This is a genomic window from Kocuria atrinae, assembly GCF_039531425.1.
In the GTDB taxonomy this organism is placed as follows: Bacteria; Actinomycetota; Actinomycetes; order Actinomycetales; family Micrococcaceae; genus Kocuria; species Kocuria atrinae.
This window is the reverse complement of the sequence record NZ_BAAAQA010000029.1, coordinates 1-15,650: the sequence shown is the minus strand read 5'-3', so window position 1 is coordinate 15,650 and position 15,650 is coordinate 1. Positions and strand designations below refer to the sequence as shown.

Below are 15,650 nucleotides of genomic sequence, written 5' to 3'. Positions count from 1 at the left end.
TCGCCATCTCAACGGTCAGCCGAGAGTTTCGAAATGGCACTGGGATAAGTCGAACAGTAATGCTGACGAGCGGCGGGCATAGGGGCGCGTTGGTGAGCGTCCTGGTCTGGCTCCTGGTGGGCCACCTCCTTCACGGGAGGTACCACCGTGGCCGAACACACCCCGCCCGCCGCCGACGACGCTGCGGAGCCAGGCAGCCGAGGATTCGAGACGCCCGAAGGGCTACGCGCCCTGCTCCTCCGCCTGCACGAGTCTGGGCCTGGGGCGTGGCAGGGTGATCGGGAGGCGGCGGATCTGATGCGCTACACCGCCGAGCGGTATCGACGGCTGGCCAGGAAACACAACCTCGACCCGTGGCATATCGCGTCGGCGGCGTTCGAGGTCATGCTCGCCCCCTCGACGCGGAACGCAGGGAACCCGTGGGCCGTGGTCACCCGCGCCGTGCAGATCACCTGCGGCGTCGAGGCTCGGGCTGCTGGGCTGTTGGTGGCGACGAGCAAGGCCCGCCGCACGCCCAGGATCGCCGGATTCCATGATGCCGTGCGGTTCGCGGACCGAGAGGGCCTGGCCGACTACCATCCTGCGTTCGCGGTCGCTCCCGACGATGATGATCCAGAGTCCGGTGAGGATGACGGGCCGGTCGCTGCCGTGCTGTCGGAGGTGGTGGGACTGTTCGTGTTGGAGGGCTGGGATGCCGCGCTCGTGGCCGACTGCGTGGAGCATGTGGCCTATCGGCTGGCTGACCTGTCTTCGCGGTCCCGTGCGGTGGAGGTGCTGCGCCGCGACCGCACCGTGCCGGTCGTGCTGGGTCTGCCGCCACGGTCCTGGACTGCGCTGCTGCGGATCGTACTGGGCCATCCCGCGGCGAAGCACACCGGCACCCCGACCGGCGACGGCATACTGCTGCGCCTGCTCAACGGTGAACCGCCGGACTCACTCCGCGACGACAACGCGCTGACAGACGCCATACGCGCCGCCCACCCCAACCCGACGCCTGAACGGTGAACCTCCTCGGTGGCGCGGCCCGGCCTCCGGGTGGCATCGACCGGGTGGCGCTACTCGCGACAACATCTACATATAGCGTTTGCATCGCTTCATTCGCACTAGATATTGTGGTTGATGCTGCGTACCTGTCTGGCATGGCAACCACAGCAGCACACAGCACCCCAAGGCTTCCCCGGCACCCTCGGCTCGTGAGCGGCAGAGCCGGGTTCCGAGCGGTCTGCCGCCGGGGTTTGACCCGGTGGTGTGGACGCGCGAGGCGTGCGAGCGTTCCGGGGTGCCGGTCGGTGTGACCGATCCGGTCGCCCTGGCGAAGCTCCGCGTCCTCACTCGCCCCGAGCGATGACCTCGCGCGTGCCGTGTTGGTTCAGGCTTTGAAGGTGAGTTCGACGCGTTCGGGTCGGAACCTCGCCCCGGTCTTGCCGGGCTGTGCGGGTTTGACGATGAGGGTGTCGATCAGTGCGGCGATGATCGCTCGTTTCTGCGGGATCGACCACTCGGTTTCCCACGCCTCTCGTAGTGCCTGCTCGTCGCCGATGGGGATACCCTTCAACGCGGACGACTTCGCGTTACGTCCCAGGACGAGTTCTGCGTTGTTGATTGCCGCGGTGGCGGCGGTCTTCGCGGCGTGGAGCTCGGTGCGGGAGAGCAGCCCGGCTCCGTAGTCGCGGGCCATGTCCTCCATCCGCTGACGGGCGGCGGTGATCTGCTCCATCGCCGCGGTGATCCCGGCGTCCTCGCCCGGCGCGGCGGTCGGCAGCGTGGTCGCGGCTAGGCGCGCGATCATCGCTTCGCTTACCAGGGTTTCGATGCCGTGCGCGGACACGACGAGCCCGCCCCGCTCGGGCCTGCCGGGCAGGGGCAGGCAACGGTAGAAGCGGCGCTTCCCGATAGACGTCTCGCCTCGGTGCAACCCCGACGACACGAGCGTGTTCCCGCACTTCGCGCAGGAAATCAGCCCGGCGAGCAGGCTTTTGGAGGAGCGGCCCACGCGCCGGTCGGGATGGTTGAACACCGCCCGGATACGCATCGTCTCTTCCGGGGTGATGATCGCCTCCCAGTTCCCCGGCCCCAGGATCGCCCGATCGCGCCGTTCCCACGTCGCCGTCGTCTTGGATGCTGGTTCGTAGGCGCGCTGCCCCGAGATGCGCGCGGAGCACAGGATCGAGCCGACGGTGCTCTCGTGCCACACGTTCAACCGGCTCTTGCCTTTCGACGGCGGTGTTGGTCCGTCGTCGCGGTTGAGCCACCTGGTGATCTGCCGCACCGACTGCCCTGCGAGGAACCGGTCGGCCATCTCGCGGATGACGGCGGCTTCTTCGGGGATGAGGACGCCGCCGATGCCGTACCCGTACTTTGCCCCGCCGTGCCAGTCGCCGCGCTCGGCTTTCTGCTGGTTCGCCCGGCGGATGCGGTCGGCTTTGTGGCCGGATTCGTAGGAGGCGATCGCGACGAGCTGACGGGCCATGAGCCTGCCTTCGTGGGTGTTCAGGTCGAACGCGCCGCCCTTGACCGTCTCGATCCGGATCGGATGCGTCTCCACGAGGTCGATGAGGTCTTCCAGTTCGCGGGGGCGACGGTAGAGGCGGTCCACATGCCATGCCACAATCCGCGACGGCCCCAGCTTCACGCGTTCGAGTAGGTCGAGGTAGCCGGGGCGTTTCTTGCCCGAGTAGGCCGAGATGTCGTTGTCCATGAAGATCGCCGGGTCGCTGATCCCGAGCCGCGCGCACAGCTCCAGGCAGTCCTGGCGTTGCCGCTCGACCCCGGCCTCCGCACCGGTACGATCCTCGGAGATGCGCAGGTACACCACCACCTGCTCCATGCCACTGCTTGCTGCTGTGCCGTCCATGACGACCTCCCTCGTTGCCTGGTAGGTACGCCGGTCAAACCCGACACGTCGACAAGACGACGGCAATGTCCGCGCTGCGCCGGACGTGGGAGAAGGAACAAGGCGCCGGGTCCGTGGTCGGGCTCGCACCGTCCGCGGTGGCCGCGCAGGTCCTCGCTGACGACCTCGGGATCGCCACGGAGAACACCGCGAAGTGGTGGCAGAACCACCTCCTCCACGGCGAGGACTTCAAGGCGGGTCAGCTCGTCATCATCGACGAAGCCTCCCTCGCCGGCACCCTGTCCTTGGATCGGATCACGCACCTGGCCGAACGGGCCGACGCGAAGGTGCTCCTGGTAGGCGACTACGCCCAGCTCCAGTCCGTGGACGCCGGCGGCGCCTTCGGACTTCTCGTCGGTGACCGGGACGATGCACCCGAGCTGGTCGACGTGCACCGGTTCACCCACGCCTGGGAGAAGACCGCCTCTCTCGCACTCCGTCACGGTCGCACGCAGGTGATCGACACCTACTTCGACCACAACCGCCTCAGCGACGGTGACGCCGAGGCGATGACCGACGCCGCCTACACCGCATGGCGCGCCGACCGGAACCAAGGTTTGGTGTCGGTGCTGGTCGCCGAGACCCGCGACCACGTGGCCGCCCTCAACCAGCGCGCTCGTGCCGATCTGATCCTCGACGGCACCTTGAAGCCAGGTCGGGAGGTCGAGCTGAACGACGGCACCACCGCCGGGATCGGGGACACGATCATCACCCGCCGAAACGACCGCCGCCTACGCAACGGGAAGACGTGGGTGCGCAACGGCGACACCTGGACCATCACCGGCGTCCGCGACGACGGCTCAGTCACCATCCGCAAGACCGGCCGCCGGTTCGGCGGCTCCATCGTCCTCCCCACCGCCTACGTGGCCGATCACGCCGATCTGGGCTACGCGGTCACCGCCCACAGGGCGCAAGGCGTCACCGTCGACACCGCGCACGTGCTGGTGGAGCCGACCACCACGCGGGAGAACCTCTACGTCGCGATGACCCGCGGCAAGCACTCCAACCGCGCCTACGTGATCCTCGACCGGCCAGACGAGCACGCCGAGCCGCATCCGGGCGACAACCCCGACGCCACCGGCCGGTCCGTCTTGTTCGGCGTGCTCCAGCACGTCGGTGCGGAGTTGTCCGCGCACGAGACCATCACTGCCGAACAGGAGCAGTGGGGGTCGATCGCCCAGCTCGCCGCCGAGTACGAGACCATCGCCGCCGCAGCCCAACGCGACCGCTGGGCCACCCTCATCCGCGCCTCCGGGCTGACTACCGAACAAGCCGACGCCGCGATCGAGTCCGAGGCGTTCGGGGCACTCACCGCCGAACTGCGCCGCGCCGAGGCCAACCACCACAACCTCGACACCTTGCTCCCGCGCCTGGTCGCTGCGCGCGGGTTCGCCGATGCCGACGACATCGCCTCCGTGCTGCACTACCGGGTGGCCCGTGCCACCGCACGCCCAGCCGGCTCGGGCCGCACCCGCAAGGCACCGCGCCTGATCGCCGGACTGATCCCGTCCGCGGACGGCCGGATGACCCGCGACATGCGCCACGCGCTCGATGAGCGACGCGAGCTGATCGAGACCCGCACCGACGCCGTGCTCGACACCGCCCGCGACGCCGCGGAGCCCTGGACGGTGCCACTCGGTGACCCGCCGCCCGACCCGCGCAAGACAGCGGCGTGGCGACGGCACGCCCGCACCGTCGCCGCCTACCGCGACCGCTACGGCATCACCGAAGACACACCCCTCGGACAGGAACCGGAGGACACGGGGCAGAAGATCGACTTCGCCCGCGCAAGAAGTGCGCTCGCACGGTCACGTGCGATTGCGCGGCAGCGCCCGACCGCTGCCGAGCGACGACCTGTCGAGCACGCTGCCCCCGACCGGCGCCTGTGACGCGACCCTGCCCGGGTCGCACGCAAGATCCGACACGTCTAGATGCGTCGCAGAACTGACTGCAAGCGAGACAATCGTCAGGAGGGCGGTCCAGGTCTGCATCAGGATGGCCTAACTGCGTCAGGTGCTATCTCGACTACGAGGTGAGGAGGACGAGGCCGATGATGAGACAGCCTCGCTGGTGCCGATGCTGGGGCGAGGGGCCGAGGCGGCAGCGATGACCAACATGCCGCCAGACCTCGGTGCTCTCTACCTCCGCCATCGAGACGCTATGCACAAGGTTGCGGCCTCAGTGCTGCGCGAGGCTGGTCGCGCCTCTGAGGCGGAAGACGCGGTGCAGGACGCGATCGTCTCCATCATGGCTTCGCCTCCGGAGAATGTGCGGAACTGGGAAGCATTTCTGGTGACCGCGGCGAAGCGAAAGGCTCTGGATCGAATCAGATCAGCAGAGGTACGGCACGCCGGGCCCGAGTTCGTCGAAGCCGTCCATGACCGTGCCGATGACTCTGACCTCGCGGAAGACATTGCGGAAGCCATCGACCAACAAGAACGGGCTGGTCATGCGTGGGACAGTCTCGCGATATTGGACGAACGCCATCGAAAGGCGGTGTGGGAGACCGCGGCGTTGGGGAGGCTGCGATCTGAGGTAGCAGCCGAGATGAACGTGAGTCCGGCGCGTGTGAGCCAGATGTCGACACGATCGCTAGCGCTCCTTCGAGAGGAAATGCAGAGAAAGGAGGAAGGGAAAAATGAATGACGACGAACGCGACAAGCTTGTCGCCGAGCTGCTCGAACGACCCCAAGAGCGCGAACTGATCCTGCGTGACGTCGAGCTGAACGACCGAGAGCGCGTAGAACTTGATGGCATCGTTGAGACGGCGGATGCACTCTGGCTCGCCGCCCAAGGCGCGCCCGCACTTGAAGATGACCCCGTGGCAGCAATGCTGGGTCTACTCCCTGACAGCGAATGTCGTCTCGACTCTGCCGCATTGTCTCGTGTAAGAAAGCGTGCGCGACTGAGCGTCAGTGACGTTGCCGCACGCTTGCATGAGCGAGGGTGGCAGTTCGACAAGAGCGATGTTTTCAGGTGGGAGACTCGTACAGCGGCAGACGTACCTCCCGCCGTGGTACAGGCAATCGCTGACATCTTCGGAGCACGGGTAGACGACCTGATCTCAGCTCCGTCATCGGCTTCTCTGCCCGATCATGTAGGCGCTGTACGCGCGCATCCGCTGTTTGAACAGCTCGTCGCGCGCTGGTCGCAGGCCCGACGAGTGTCACGTGCCGTGGCTGCTGCGACGCTCGAAAGCCGGATGCTTGCGACCGTGCATCGCGGGGAGCACCCGGACACAGAGCAACTGTTGCGCTCGCTTGACGCCCTTGTCGCCTCTGTCGAGCAAGCCGATCGAGGGTGAGACCCGCATGAACCTGGAAGGTTGTGTAGACCAGGCACTGTCCCTGCTGACGGATGATGTTCGAGCCCGTTTCGCCGGGGACCCGGTTAGCGTCCTCCGCGACGACCTTGAGCTGACTGTCAGAGCCGTCGAACACCTGGCTAGCTCCCGTGACGACGGTGGCGCGTGTGATGGCGTCTCGTTCCTCCAAGATGGGGTGATCCTGTATGCGCCCACGCCAGCGAGTCGGCGTGAGAACTTCACACTCGCCCACGAACTCGGGCATTGGCTCGCCGAGAGCGCCCCGGACATCTATGACTGGATAGCCGACCAGGACGAGCCCGGCCGCCTTCTCGAAACCGTCTGTGACCGGATCGCCCAGCGATTGCTCTTGCCCGAGTCTGCGGCAACAGCGGTCATCGCTAACGGACCGATCAGAGCGCAGCACCTGATCGACCTCTATAACGCCTCCCAGGCCAGCCGGCCGGTGTGCGCGATCGCTCTCGCCAAGCACCTGCCCGGCTTGGGGGCCATCGCGATCATCGACCGCTACACCGGCACCGTCACTCACGGCAGCGTCAAGCCCGACCCCGAGCAAGGCTGGCCCACCGTTTTCCCTTGGCGTGACCAGAAGCTCACCGAAGGCCACCCCCTACTCGGCCTGGCACCAGGAGCATCCGCGGCTCGGCGCCTTTCCTGGCGCACACCCTGGGGCACGCAAGCAGACTTCTACGTCGACGCAATCGGGGACGACAAGCGCGTCATGGCCGTGTTCTGCGACCGAGACATCTGGGAGGTCGAGCAGTTTCATGCGCCCATCCAGCGCGACTTCGACACACGCCCCCTGCTCACAGGGTCATGCTGCGGGACCAGTTTCGAGCGCCGAGGGTACCCCTGCTCGGACTGTGGCCAGCCGTTCTGTCCTCGTTGCGGCGACTGCCGCTGTCAGCGAGATGCCAAGCGCGCACTGACCTGCACCGAGTGCTTCCTTCAGTTCCAGCCACACCTCGTCGTCGACGGCCTCTGCGTGGACTGCCGTTCCTGACGCTAACTCCACACAGCCCTATCTCGACTACTCAGTGAGAGCCCCCGCGGACGCGGACCCGGGCTGTCGGGACGGAGGTGAAGGAGATGGCCAAGAACACCGGACGAGGACACCGCGTCGGTGCCGTGAAGAGCCGCAGCGAGTTCAAGCGCGGCACCACATGGTTCAAGCGCGACACCGGCACTGGCCGGATTCTCAACGGCAGCCCCAAACAGCACAAGGGCGTCCGCAACGAGAAGTAGCCGCTTGGCCGGCGGCGCCTCGGTGTCGCCGGCCTAACCCATAACACATCAGGAGATGAACATGAGCGCACTGCTCATCAGCTATGACCTCAACAAACCTGGACAGAAGTACGAGGACCTCTACGAGAAAATCAAGGCGCTTGGTACTTGGTGGCACTATCTCGACTCAACTTGGATCGTCGTCTCGTCACTCAGCCCGAGCCAAGCCTTCGACCAACTCAAGCCCGCGCTGGACGACTCCGACAGAGTGCTCGTCGTTGACATCTCGGGCGACAGCTACTCGGGCTGGCTCCCGCAGAAGTCTTGGGATTGGCTCCGTAAGCATGTATAGGCGGGGAAGCCAACAAGCCGCTCCTGCGGAGCCGACTGCTCGGCGAGCAACGGCATGAGTACGACCAGTACGGCTCCGTCTCACGCCTCGATGGTGTCGGTGTGGCAGCGTAGAGTAGTTACATGGGTGTAGTTCCTGCAAGTTCGACCGATCCCGGAGGCGAGATGCCGGCCGGTCAGGCCGCCGCGTCCGGACGGCAGGGCCATCCATCCACGACTATCGAGCCAAGCACCCCATCCGTCGATCGCTTCCAGATCCTCGCCCTCGATGGCGGCGGAGCCAAGGCACTGTTCACCGCCCACGTGCTCGCGCGCCTTGAACAAGACCTCGACGTCAGCATCAAGGACTCCTTCGACATGATCGCAGGCACATCGGCCGGCGGGATCGTCGCACTCGCGCTCGGTGCCGGTCTCACCCCGAGCGAGATCGTCGGGCACTACGAAGAACTGGTCGAGGCGGTCTTCCCGGCCGCGCGTCGTCGACTGTGGCGGCGGCCTCGCCAACTCACTGCACCCATCTACGACGCCGACGCGCTGCGCACCGCCTTGACGAAGGTGCTCGGCGAAGCGCGGTTGGGAGACAGCACGAAGCGGTTGGTCATCCCGGCGTGGGACGTGCAACGAGGCTCCGTGCACATCTTCAAGACGCCCCACCACACACGGCTCGCCCGAGACTGGCGCATCCCGATGGTCGACATCGCAATGGCGACCTCGGCGGCGCCGCTCTACTTCCCTGCCGCGCGTGTCGATGGACACCGCCTCATCGACGGCGGCGTGTGGGCGAACAACCCCTCCGTCGTCGCGATCGCCGAGGCCGTGAGCATGCTCGACGCACCGCTCGCCTCGATCAGGGTGCTCAACGTCGGCACCATCGACCAGCTCACGAACCACCCCAAGCGCCTCGACCACGGCGGGCTGTTCAACTGGGCGAAGCCGATCGCGCCACTGATCCTCACCGCCGGTAGCCGTGGCGGACAGGGCATCGCTGAGCATCTGATCGGTAAGGCCGCTTACACCAGGTTCGATGCTCTCGTGCCGGGCGGACTGTACGCACTCGACGCGGCAGACCCGAGCGATGTCGCCGGCCTCGCCGCCTCCGTGAGCCGCGAGCTCAGCCCCATCTACACCGCGCGGTTCGCAGATCATCGCGCGGCCGACTACACACCGTTGATCGGAGACCGACACCGCGGCAACCCGACCAGCACATCGACCACGGAGGCCTCCGATGAAGCTCACTGACTACTTCAACGTCCTGCTCAAGGACACCGTCAACCTCGGCCAGGTGAAGCTCGACTCGCTTGACTCTCGCGTCGAGGCGGTCTACAAGGCGTTGAAGGCCGACGAGCAGATCGGACACCTGGTCCTCGGCAAGACGCCCCAGGGCTCGTGGGCGCACAAGACCATCATCAACCCGGTGGGCAGCAACGAGTTCGACGCGGACTTCATGCTCGACATGAGCGAGAACGCGGACTGGTCCGACGATCCGAAGAAGTACATCGAGGAGGTCTACGCGGCTCTGCACCGGCACAGCACCTACGGCAACATGCCGCACTCACGCAAGTGCCGTTGCGTCCGAGTCGTCTACGCGAACTCCATGCACCTCGACATCGTGCCGCACCTCAACCTCGCCGATGGCCGCGAAGTCATCGTCAACCGCGACGACAACGACTGGGAGCAGACCGACCCCCAGGGCTTCACAGACTGGATGAGGGACAAGGACACGCTCGCGAAGGGCAACCTCCGCAAGGTCATCCGGCTGATGAAGTACCTGCGCGACCACAAGAACTCCTTCACCGGGACCCGGTCGATCCTCCTGACCACACTGCTCGGCGAGCAGGTCACCGAGTTGCGCACGCTGCTCGACCCCGGCTACTACAGCGACGTCCCGACCACCCTCCTGCACCTCGTGAAGGACCTCGACGCCTGGCTCCAAGCACGCCCGACCAAGCCCTCCATTCCAGACCCGTCCGGGTCCGGGGTCACCTTCGACCATCGCTGGGAGCAGTCCACCTACAGCTACTTCCGAGACCGCATCCATGTCCACGCCGCCGAAATCGAGGAGGCTTACGAGGAGGAGGACAAGGAGCGCAGCATCGAGCTGTGGCAGGGCATCTTCGGTGACGGCTTCAAGGCTCCGGCTACCTCGTCCAGCAGCGCGAAGTTCCCGGCAGCAGCTCCCGCGGCCACTTCCACCGTGGGGCGGTCTGGCCGCGCGGGATGAGCCGCCGCAACCGGGCCCCACTGTCGGCCTGGCAGAAGCATCTCGTTGACGAGCTGAGGTCACTCGCGAGGGACCACCCCCGCGACGTGCGGATAGCACAGCAGCCCCAGGTAGGCACCGACGGCGACGCCACCCTCCGACTCCGGCTCCACACTGCCGACATTCCTCACCGCCCCGGCGGGCTGGAACTTGGAGACGACGAAGAGTTCGTCGTCAAGATTCGCCCCTCGCTGTTCGCGCCCCCGAGCGCCGAGGTTGACCACACCCGCTTCCTCGGTTTCCCGCACGTCCTCCAAGGCCAGCGGCTCTGCATCTATTTCGACCCCTCCCGCGAGTGGCAGCCGACCGCCGGAATGGCCGGATTTCTCAGCCGACTGTGGGACTGGCTCACCGACGCCGCCGGCGGAGCATTCGATCCCTCGACCGCGATGTACCACGCTGTCGGAGGAGTGCTCCACCACGCCGACGACACACCCACCATCGTCGTCCGCGAACCTGGGCCGCCGAAGCGGCAGCAGATCGCCCGGCTCGTCGCCCGCTCACCGCACCGCTACGACCTCACCTACTCGACCGACCACGACGGACACCGCACACCCGTCTTCACCCTCGCGAGCGACCTCCCCTTCGGCGCGGCATCCACCTTCGCGCTGTTCCTGACGCTCCTGGACGACCCCCGTCTCGACCGCGCCGAAGGACGACCACCACAGGTTGCACCGCAGTCACCCGCATTCCTCACATCACTCCTCGCCAGCGCTCTACGAAACCCTGACGGCACCGAGCAGTACTTCGTGCTCGCCGTGCCGCACCCCGCAGGCGGACCGCACCATCTTCTCGGTGGACGCCTCCCCGCAACTACCGCCGACGCCCTGCGACACCTCGCCAAGAAGCACGGCACCGCGGTCAACCTCGACCCCGGAATCATCAACGCCGACATCCCCATCGAATGGTGCAACATGTCTGACGAACGGCGAGAGGTCACGACCCGGCGCGACGACAGCCGTCCCGTCAACGGCTTCCAAGGAAAGACCGTTCACATCTGGGGCTGCGGCGGACTGGGCTCATGGCTCGCCGAGTTCATCGCACGCGCCGGAGCCGGCACCATCACTGTCTGCGACCCCGGCATCATCACCGGCGGACTCCTCGTCCGACAGAACTACACCGAAGCCGACATCGGCCAGACGAAAGCCGATGCCCTCGCCACCCGTCTCCGCGCGATCAGCGACGACCTCACCGTCACCGTCGCAGAAGGAAGCGTCCCCGATTCAGCTGTCTCTCTTGCCGCGGACCTCATCATCGACGCCACCGTCAGCCACAGCATCACCACCTACCTGGACACCTTCGCAGGCGAAGACCGCAAGGCCCTCATCGCACAGGTCGCCACCGACGCCAGGACGGGATCACTCGGTATCGCCAACATCTGCGCGCCTGGTGCCGTCTGTACGCCGTCTGAGCTTGACGACCAGGTAGGCCGCTCAGTGGTGGCCGATGGCGGGTTGGAGCTGTATCACCCGCTCTGGGAGGACGCAGCCGAAGGCGACGAATTGATCCCCACCAGAGGATGCTCCGTACCCACGTTCCACGGCTCGGCCGCGGACCTCGCTGCCGTCGCCGCGACACTCGTCAACATGATCGGCCTGCACCTCCAACAGGCAGAGGCGCCCGTTTCAGGAACCCACCTCATCGCCCTGCCACACGCACCAGCCGGGCCACGGCATCGCTTCCTTCCCGCAGCGTCGAACACTCGCACATGAGATAGCACTGGGTTATGCCTGTCGGTGCGCCGGCGTACAGTGGGAGGCGAGGCAGGTCCTCTTCGATTGCGGGTCCTTCGGGACGGCCCAGCTTGGGCGCTCATACACGTACTGCCTCCTCGACGGAGAGACACGTGTGACGAGAGGCCCGCCATGATCCGCCTGATCTGGACGCTCAGCGCCCACACTCGCTACTACCTGCGCCGCTACATGCCCACCAACCGGCTGCTCGACGCGATCCGACACCGACGCAACCTGAAGTGGGGCATTCCCGCGATGCTCCTCGCGATTCCGTACCTGCTCATCGCCGCCACCTGCTCCGAACTCGCGCAGAACGACGGTGCCGGGTGGCTGCACCTGGTGGTGCTGTGGTCCTTATGGAACTCGTTGAAACTGATCTGGATCGGCCCGGTCAGCGTCGTCGTGCTCATCGGCGCACGCATGCAGGAGTGGAAGGCGCGCCGCGACGCCGAACGATACGGCTATGACGACGAGGCGGAAGACGCTGTGGAGCGGGCGTACGTGTGAGCTCACCGTGAACGTCGGCGGTATCTGGGACAATGACGTGGTGGCCAAGAAGAAGCCGAAGCGCGGGAAGCCAGGACAGCGGCGTCCCTCACGCGCTGCCGCGGCCACCACGCTCCACGCTGAGGCGGATGATTCCGCGCGCGTCATTGATGAGTGGAGCGGAACGAGAAGCGGCGCCTGGGCTAGCAGAGGTTTTGACTTCCAGCACACGGTCGCGGCCTGGCTTGCTGCCCGGCTGATTGCTAGCGATCTTCAAGCTCAAACGCTCGTTCCCGAAGGGCTCGAAGACATCACGATTGAGTCTGACACTTCTCGGCATGTCCAGGTCAAGTCAAGAGGCGAGCACTTAGGAGCGTTCCCTGTGGGGAAGGCAAGTGTCGACGTCGTTAACGCCTGGCTCCGACACCGTAAACGTGGTGGTGATTTGGACAGTCTCACCGTCGTTTTCGAGCGTGGCGTTGAAGGAGAAACTGAACTCGGAGAGTTCGATCGACCGCTCTGTGAATCGCTCGGACAAGATTCTAGACTTCGGGAAAGAATCACTGCCACGGCGAAGAAGCGCGGCCTTGGCGAGAGGGATATTCAGGAGCTGTTTGATCGCACGGTTGTATTTGGAGTCTCCTGGTCCTATCTAGATGAGAGCAGCAGAACTTTGCTGGGAACAGCTTTCGAAAGGTTACGGCCAGCGGTCCTTGACTACCTGGCACGTGAGCTCCGCACCATCACGGCCGAGACAGCCAGATTGAATGCACCAGTCGATTACAGCGACAGGCAGTCTCTCGACCGAAACGAGCTAATAGATCGGAGCCAGAGCTTCATAGAGCAAGTTGACTTCGACGCGCTCGAAGCGGCAATCACCTTCGGTCTCTGTTCACCTGTTTCTCTCACCGAAGAGCTTCACGATGATCACTTCTATGAGGGTGTTGCGACACAGCCAGGACATGTTGCGGCAGGTCTGGTCGTGCCCCGTGCCGGCCTCATCGGTGAAGCGGTGACGGGAATACAGGAGACCTCATCCGTTATCTTGACCGGACCATCTGGTGTGGGCAAGAGCGCTCTGCTTTGGTCGATCCCGCATGCTCTCCCGGGCGTCCTGTGGTTTCGCGTGAACCGGTTGTCTCCCCCTGACGTCCCCGAGGTGCTGAGGCTGTGTCGTTCGTACCGGGTTTCCGACGCGAACCCCATCGGTCTCCTCATCGACGCAGCCGGCGCAGGACAGTTCAGCGGGTGGTCTCAGCTACGTGAGGAAGCCGCAGCGACACCCGGCCTGTTCATCATCACGACCGCCCGGCACGAAGACCTCATCTCACTTGGCGACCTTTCGGGGTGCGCCACGATCACCGTGGCGTTGGACGAAAACGCCGCCGAGACGATCTTCGAGGGTCTACGGGATCGAGACTCAACAGACTCGCCCCATTGGAAAGAAGCATTCGAACAATCCGGAGGGCTCACCCTTGAGTTCACGCACTTGCTCACTCGTGGAGAACGCCTAAGCGCTGTCATCGGCAACCAGGTGCGCCGCCGCATCTCTGAGCAAAGAAACGTCGAACTCGACCTGTTGAGCCTCTCCGCGACCGCAGACCGCTGGTCGGCAACATTACCTGTCGATAAAGCCGCAGAAGCCTGCGGAGTGACTCAGATCGAACTCCGGGAACCCCTCGCACGCTTAGCAGAAGAGCATCTGTTGGTCGAGCGCAACGGAACGATATCCGGCGTACATCAACTGCGATCAACCGCCATTTCCGAGGCAATCCACAACCAACCGCCACCAACCCGTGACCATACGATCAGTCGTCTCCTCCCTATTCTCGCTCCTGAACAAGTCAGACGGTTCATCCCGAATGTGCTCAGGGACGAGCCAAGACTGGACCAGCTGATTCACGACTCCGCCTTACGCGAAGGCAGGGACGCCGTGAAGCTCGCGGCCTATCTACGAGGTTTGCGCCTCTATGACTTCTACGAAAGGGCGGTTAAGTGGACTGACATAGCCGAGCAGCATGGAGTTCCACCCGCGAATCAGCCTGTTGCTCAGCTCTGTGCCATTACTGGAACTGTTCTTCCTGACTTTTTTCCGGAGGAGTTCAACCGTGCCATCGCGGACATGGCAGCATCTCCCGAATCTTCGCGAGGATCGACGCTGGCCGCAGCGATCGGTGCTCGGCGACTCGCCGAAATGCTTGTCGAAGCAGACGATATCGACCTCGCGAACGAGCTGCTGTTCGAACTCCAAGGAAGCTCGCTTGACATCACCGCGGAATCTCAATCCGCGCTTCTGAACTCCAGTCCTCTCGGAGACGCCATGCAAGGCGCGTCGATCACACAAGTCGCAAGTATCCTGACGACGGCCAACGCACTGGATCCCGACCTCGCTCAGACCCTTATTCGCTCATGCGGTGGAGATCCCGCGATCGAAACCAAGATCAGGAACGCTGACCCGTGGATCCTCGACCTCCGAATCAATGAATCTAGCGGCGAAGCGGTCGCCTACGCCCGTGTCCTTCATATCTCCGATGCAACGCATGGCGACCCACACGACCGAGTGATCGCGCTCGGACGACTCCTCCTGCGTTGCTTCCCCAGAACCACGCACGTCGACGTCAAGTTGGTGCTCCCGGGGGGTTACGACTACCAAATTGGCGAGCATCAGTTTGGTTCCACTAATCTCCGCCGAGAATACGACCACTCTGAACTGACCGTGGCTTGGAACCAAGAACGCATGCGAGTCACCAACACAGTCCTCGGAGCCACCGATACCGAGCGTCTCTCTGCCGCACTTCCGCTCATTGAGGCTGCTTCTCGACTTACACGCGTGGTCGGAAACGCGTTGACCGCTGCGGATGTACGAGGCCTCGACACTAACCAGCTTGCGGAGCAAATAAATACTCTTGGCGAAGACGCCAACCAGATCGGCCCGCGCCTCAACGGGCGTCAACGGGTGCTTGACGTCAATGGGGATCAAGGGTCTGCACCCTTGACCGTAGATCCGCTCTCGGGCCTCGTGACGGACCTCACCGGCAATGTGTTCCCACGGCTCACAAAACTGGACAACCCCGCGGCGTTCGCGGCGCACCTCAGCGACCATGTGATTGCAAAGTCGCTTCACCGGGCGATGGAAGAACCGTGGCACCTGCTGGGCTACGACACGTTCCCGGACAACCTGAGATCACTGGAAACCGATCTACATCGTCTCCTCGCTGTCGTCGCCGCGCTTGCCGCAGACTCATCTGCGAACCTGGCTCTCGTGCGTGCGGCGCGCGCTGGACGGCGGGAGGGTGCACTTGGCAGAGCGGGACTGTCAGAAGAACGGTGTGTGAGGGTCCGGCCTGATCCGAGAGGAGACGGCCGTGGCTGACACGA

General features: G+C 64.8%; 13 protein-coding genes. 12 read left to right on the top strand and 1 reads right to left on the bottom strand.

Going from position 1 to position 15,650, the window contains the following annotated elements; translation table 11 throughout:
* Nucleotides 1-147 precede the first annotated feature (147 nt).
* Entirely contained in the window at nucleotides 148-1,005 is an 858-nt protein-coding gene (locus ABD283_RS12345) for an exopolyphosphatase (protein ID WP_259874848.1), read from the top strand.
* Between the two features lie 364 nt (nucleotides 1,006-1,369).
* Here the strand turns inward: ABD283_RS12345 and ABD283_RS12340 are convergent, their stop codons facing one another.
* Nucleotides 1,370-2,854 carry a recombinase family protein gene (locus ABD283_RS12340; RefSeq protein WP_344225302.1) on the bottom strand — a complete coding sequence of 495 codons (1,485 nt, stop codon included), beginning with the start codon at nucleotides 2,852-2,854 and terminating at the stop codon, nucleotides 1,370-1,372.
* A gap of 113 nt (nucleotides 2,855-2,967) precedes the next feature.
* Between ABD283_RS12340 and ABD283_RS12335 the strand changes: the two genes are divergently transcribed.
* From ABD283_RS12335 to ABD283_RS12285, 11 genes are all read left to right on the top strand, one after another.
* Complete coding sequence (locus tag ABD283_RS12335; protein ID WP_344225301.1) at nucleotides 2,968-4,782, top strand: ATP-dependent DNA helicase; 1,815 nt, start codon at nucleotides 2,968-2,970, stop codon at nucleotides 4,780-4,782.
* Nucleotides 4,783-4,969: 187 nt separating this feature from the next.
* Nucleotides 4,970-5,539: a sigma-70 family RNA polymerase sigma factor gene (locus ABD283_RS12330; protein ID WP_344225323.1), complete on the top strand. Its 570-nt coding sequence runs from the start codon at nucleotides 4,970-4,972 to the stop codon at nucleotides 5,537-5,539.
* Nucleotides 5,532-6,197 carry a hypothetical protein gene (locus tag ABD283_RS12325; protein ID WP_344225300.1) on the top strand — a complete coding sequence of 222 codons (666 nt, stop codon included), beginning with the start codon at nucleotides 5,532-5,534 and terminating at the stop codon, nucleotides 6,195-6,197. The genes ABD283_RS12330 and ABD283_RS12325 overlap by 8 nt, the downstream gene beginning before the upstream one ends.
* A 7-nt stretch (nucleotides 6,198-6,204) precedes the next feature.
* Nucleotides 6,205-7,221: an ImmA/IrrE family metallo-endopeptidase gene (locus ABD283_RS12320; protein ID WP_344225299.1), complete on the top strand. Its 1,017-nt coding sequence runs from the start codon at nucleotides 6,205-6,207 to the stop codon at nucleotides 7,219-7,221.
* 86 nt (nucleotides 7,222-7,307) lie between these two features.
* The gene (locus ABD283_RS12315; protein WP_338197714.1) at nucleotides 7,308-7,463 is read left to right on the top strand and encodes a hypothetical protein; all 156 of its coding nucleotides are present in this window, start codon (nucleotides 7,308-7,310) and stop codon (nucleotides 7,461-7,463) included.
* 61 nt (nucleotides 7,464-7,524) lie between these two features.
* The gene (locus tag ABD283_RS12310) at nucleotides 7,525-7,794 is read left to right on the top strand and encodes a hypothetical protein (protein ID WP_344225298.1); all 270 of its coding nucleotides are present in this window, start codon (nucleotides 7,525-7,527) and stop codon (nucleotides 7,792-7,794) included.
* A gap of 122 nt (nucleotides 7,795-7,916) precedes the next feature.
* On the top strand, nucleotides 7,917-9,032 hold the full coding sequence (locus ABD283_RS12305) for a CBASS cGAMP-activated phospholipase (protein ID WP_344225297.1): 1,116 nt from the start codon (nucleotides 7,917-7,919) through the stop codon (nucleotides 9,030-9,032).
* On the top strand, nucleotides 9,019-10,014 hold the full coding sequence (locus tag ABD283_RS12300) for an SMODS domain-containing nucleotidyltransferase (RefSeq protein WP_344225296.1): 996 nt from the start codon (nucleotides 9,019-9,021) through the stop codon (nucleotides 10,012-10,014). The genes ABD283_RS12305 and ABD283_RS12300 overlap by 14 nt, the downstream gene beginning before the upstream one ends.
* Nucleotides 10,015-10,100: 86 nt before the next feature.
* Nucleotides 10,101-11,765 carry a ThiF family adenylyltransferase gene (locus ABD283_RS12295; RefSeq protein ID WP_344225295.1) on the top strand — a complete coding sequence of 555 codons (1,665 nt, stop codon included), beginning with the start codon at nucleotides 10,101-10,103 and terminating at the stop codon, nucleotides 11,763-11,765.
* A 153-nt stretch (nucleotides 11,766-11,918) separates the two neighbouring features.
* Complete coding sequence (locus tag ABD283_RS12290) at nucleotides 11,919-12,293, top strand: sulfate permease (RefSeq protein WP_344225294.1); 375 nt, start codon at nucleotides 11,919-11,921, stop codon at nucleotides 12,291-12,293.
* Nucleotides 12,294-12,333: 40 nt separating this feature from the next.
* Entirely contained in the window at nucleotides 12,334-15,645 is a 3,312-nt protein-coding gene (locus ABD283_RS12285) for a hypothetical protein (protein WP_344225293.1), read from the top strand.
* Nucleotides 15,646-15,650 lie beyond the last annotated feature (5 nt).

What these genes read in the sequence shown, in the direction of transcription:
- ABD283_RS12340 (WP_344225302.1), bottom strand. Translation starts at nt 2,854, where the DNA reads ATGGACGGCACAGCAGCAAGCAGTGGCATGGAGCAGGTGGTGGTGTAC.
- ABD283_RS12300 (WP_344225296.1), top strand. Translation starts at nt 9,019, where the DNA reads ATGAAGCTCACTGACTACTTCAACGTCCTGCTCAAGGACACCGTCAAC.
- ABD283_RS12320 (WP_344225299.1), top strand. Translation starts at nt 6,205, where the DNA reads ATGAACCTGGAAGGTTGTGTAGACCAGGCACTGTCCCTGCTGACGGAT.
- ABD283_RS12315 (WP_338197714.1), top strand. Translation starts at nt 7,308, where the DNA reads ATGGCCAAGAACACCGGACGAGGACACCGCGTCGGTGCCGTGAAGAGC.
- ABD283_RS12325 (WP_344225300.1), top strand. Translation starts at nt 5,532, where the DNA reads ATGAATGACGACGAACGCGACAAGCTTGTCGCCGAGCTGCTCGAACGA.
- ABD283_RS12330 (WP_344225323.1), top strand. Translation starts at nt 4,970, where the DNA reads ATGCTGGGGCGAGGGGCCGAGGCGGCAGCGATGACCAACATGCCGCCA.
- ABD283_RS12310 (WP_344225298.1), top strand. Translation starts at nt 7,525, where the DNA reads ATGAGCGCACTGCTCATCAGCTATGACCTCAACAAACCTGGACAGAAG.
- ABD283_RS12290 (WP_344225294.1), top strand. Translation starts at nt 11,919, where the DNA reads ATGATCCGCCTGATCTGGACGCTCAGCGCCCACACTCGCTACTACCTG.
- ABD283_RS12305 (WP_344225297.1), top strand. Translation starts at nt 7,917, where the DNA reads ATGGGTGTAGTTCCTGCAAGTTCGACCGATCCCGGAGGCGAGATGCCG.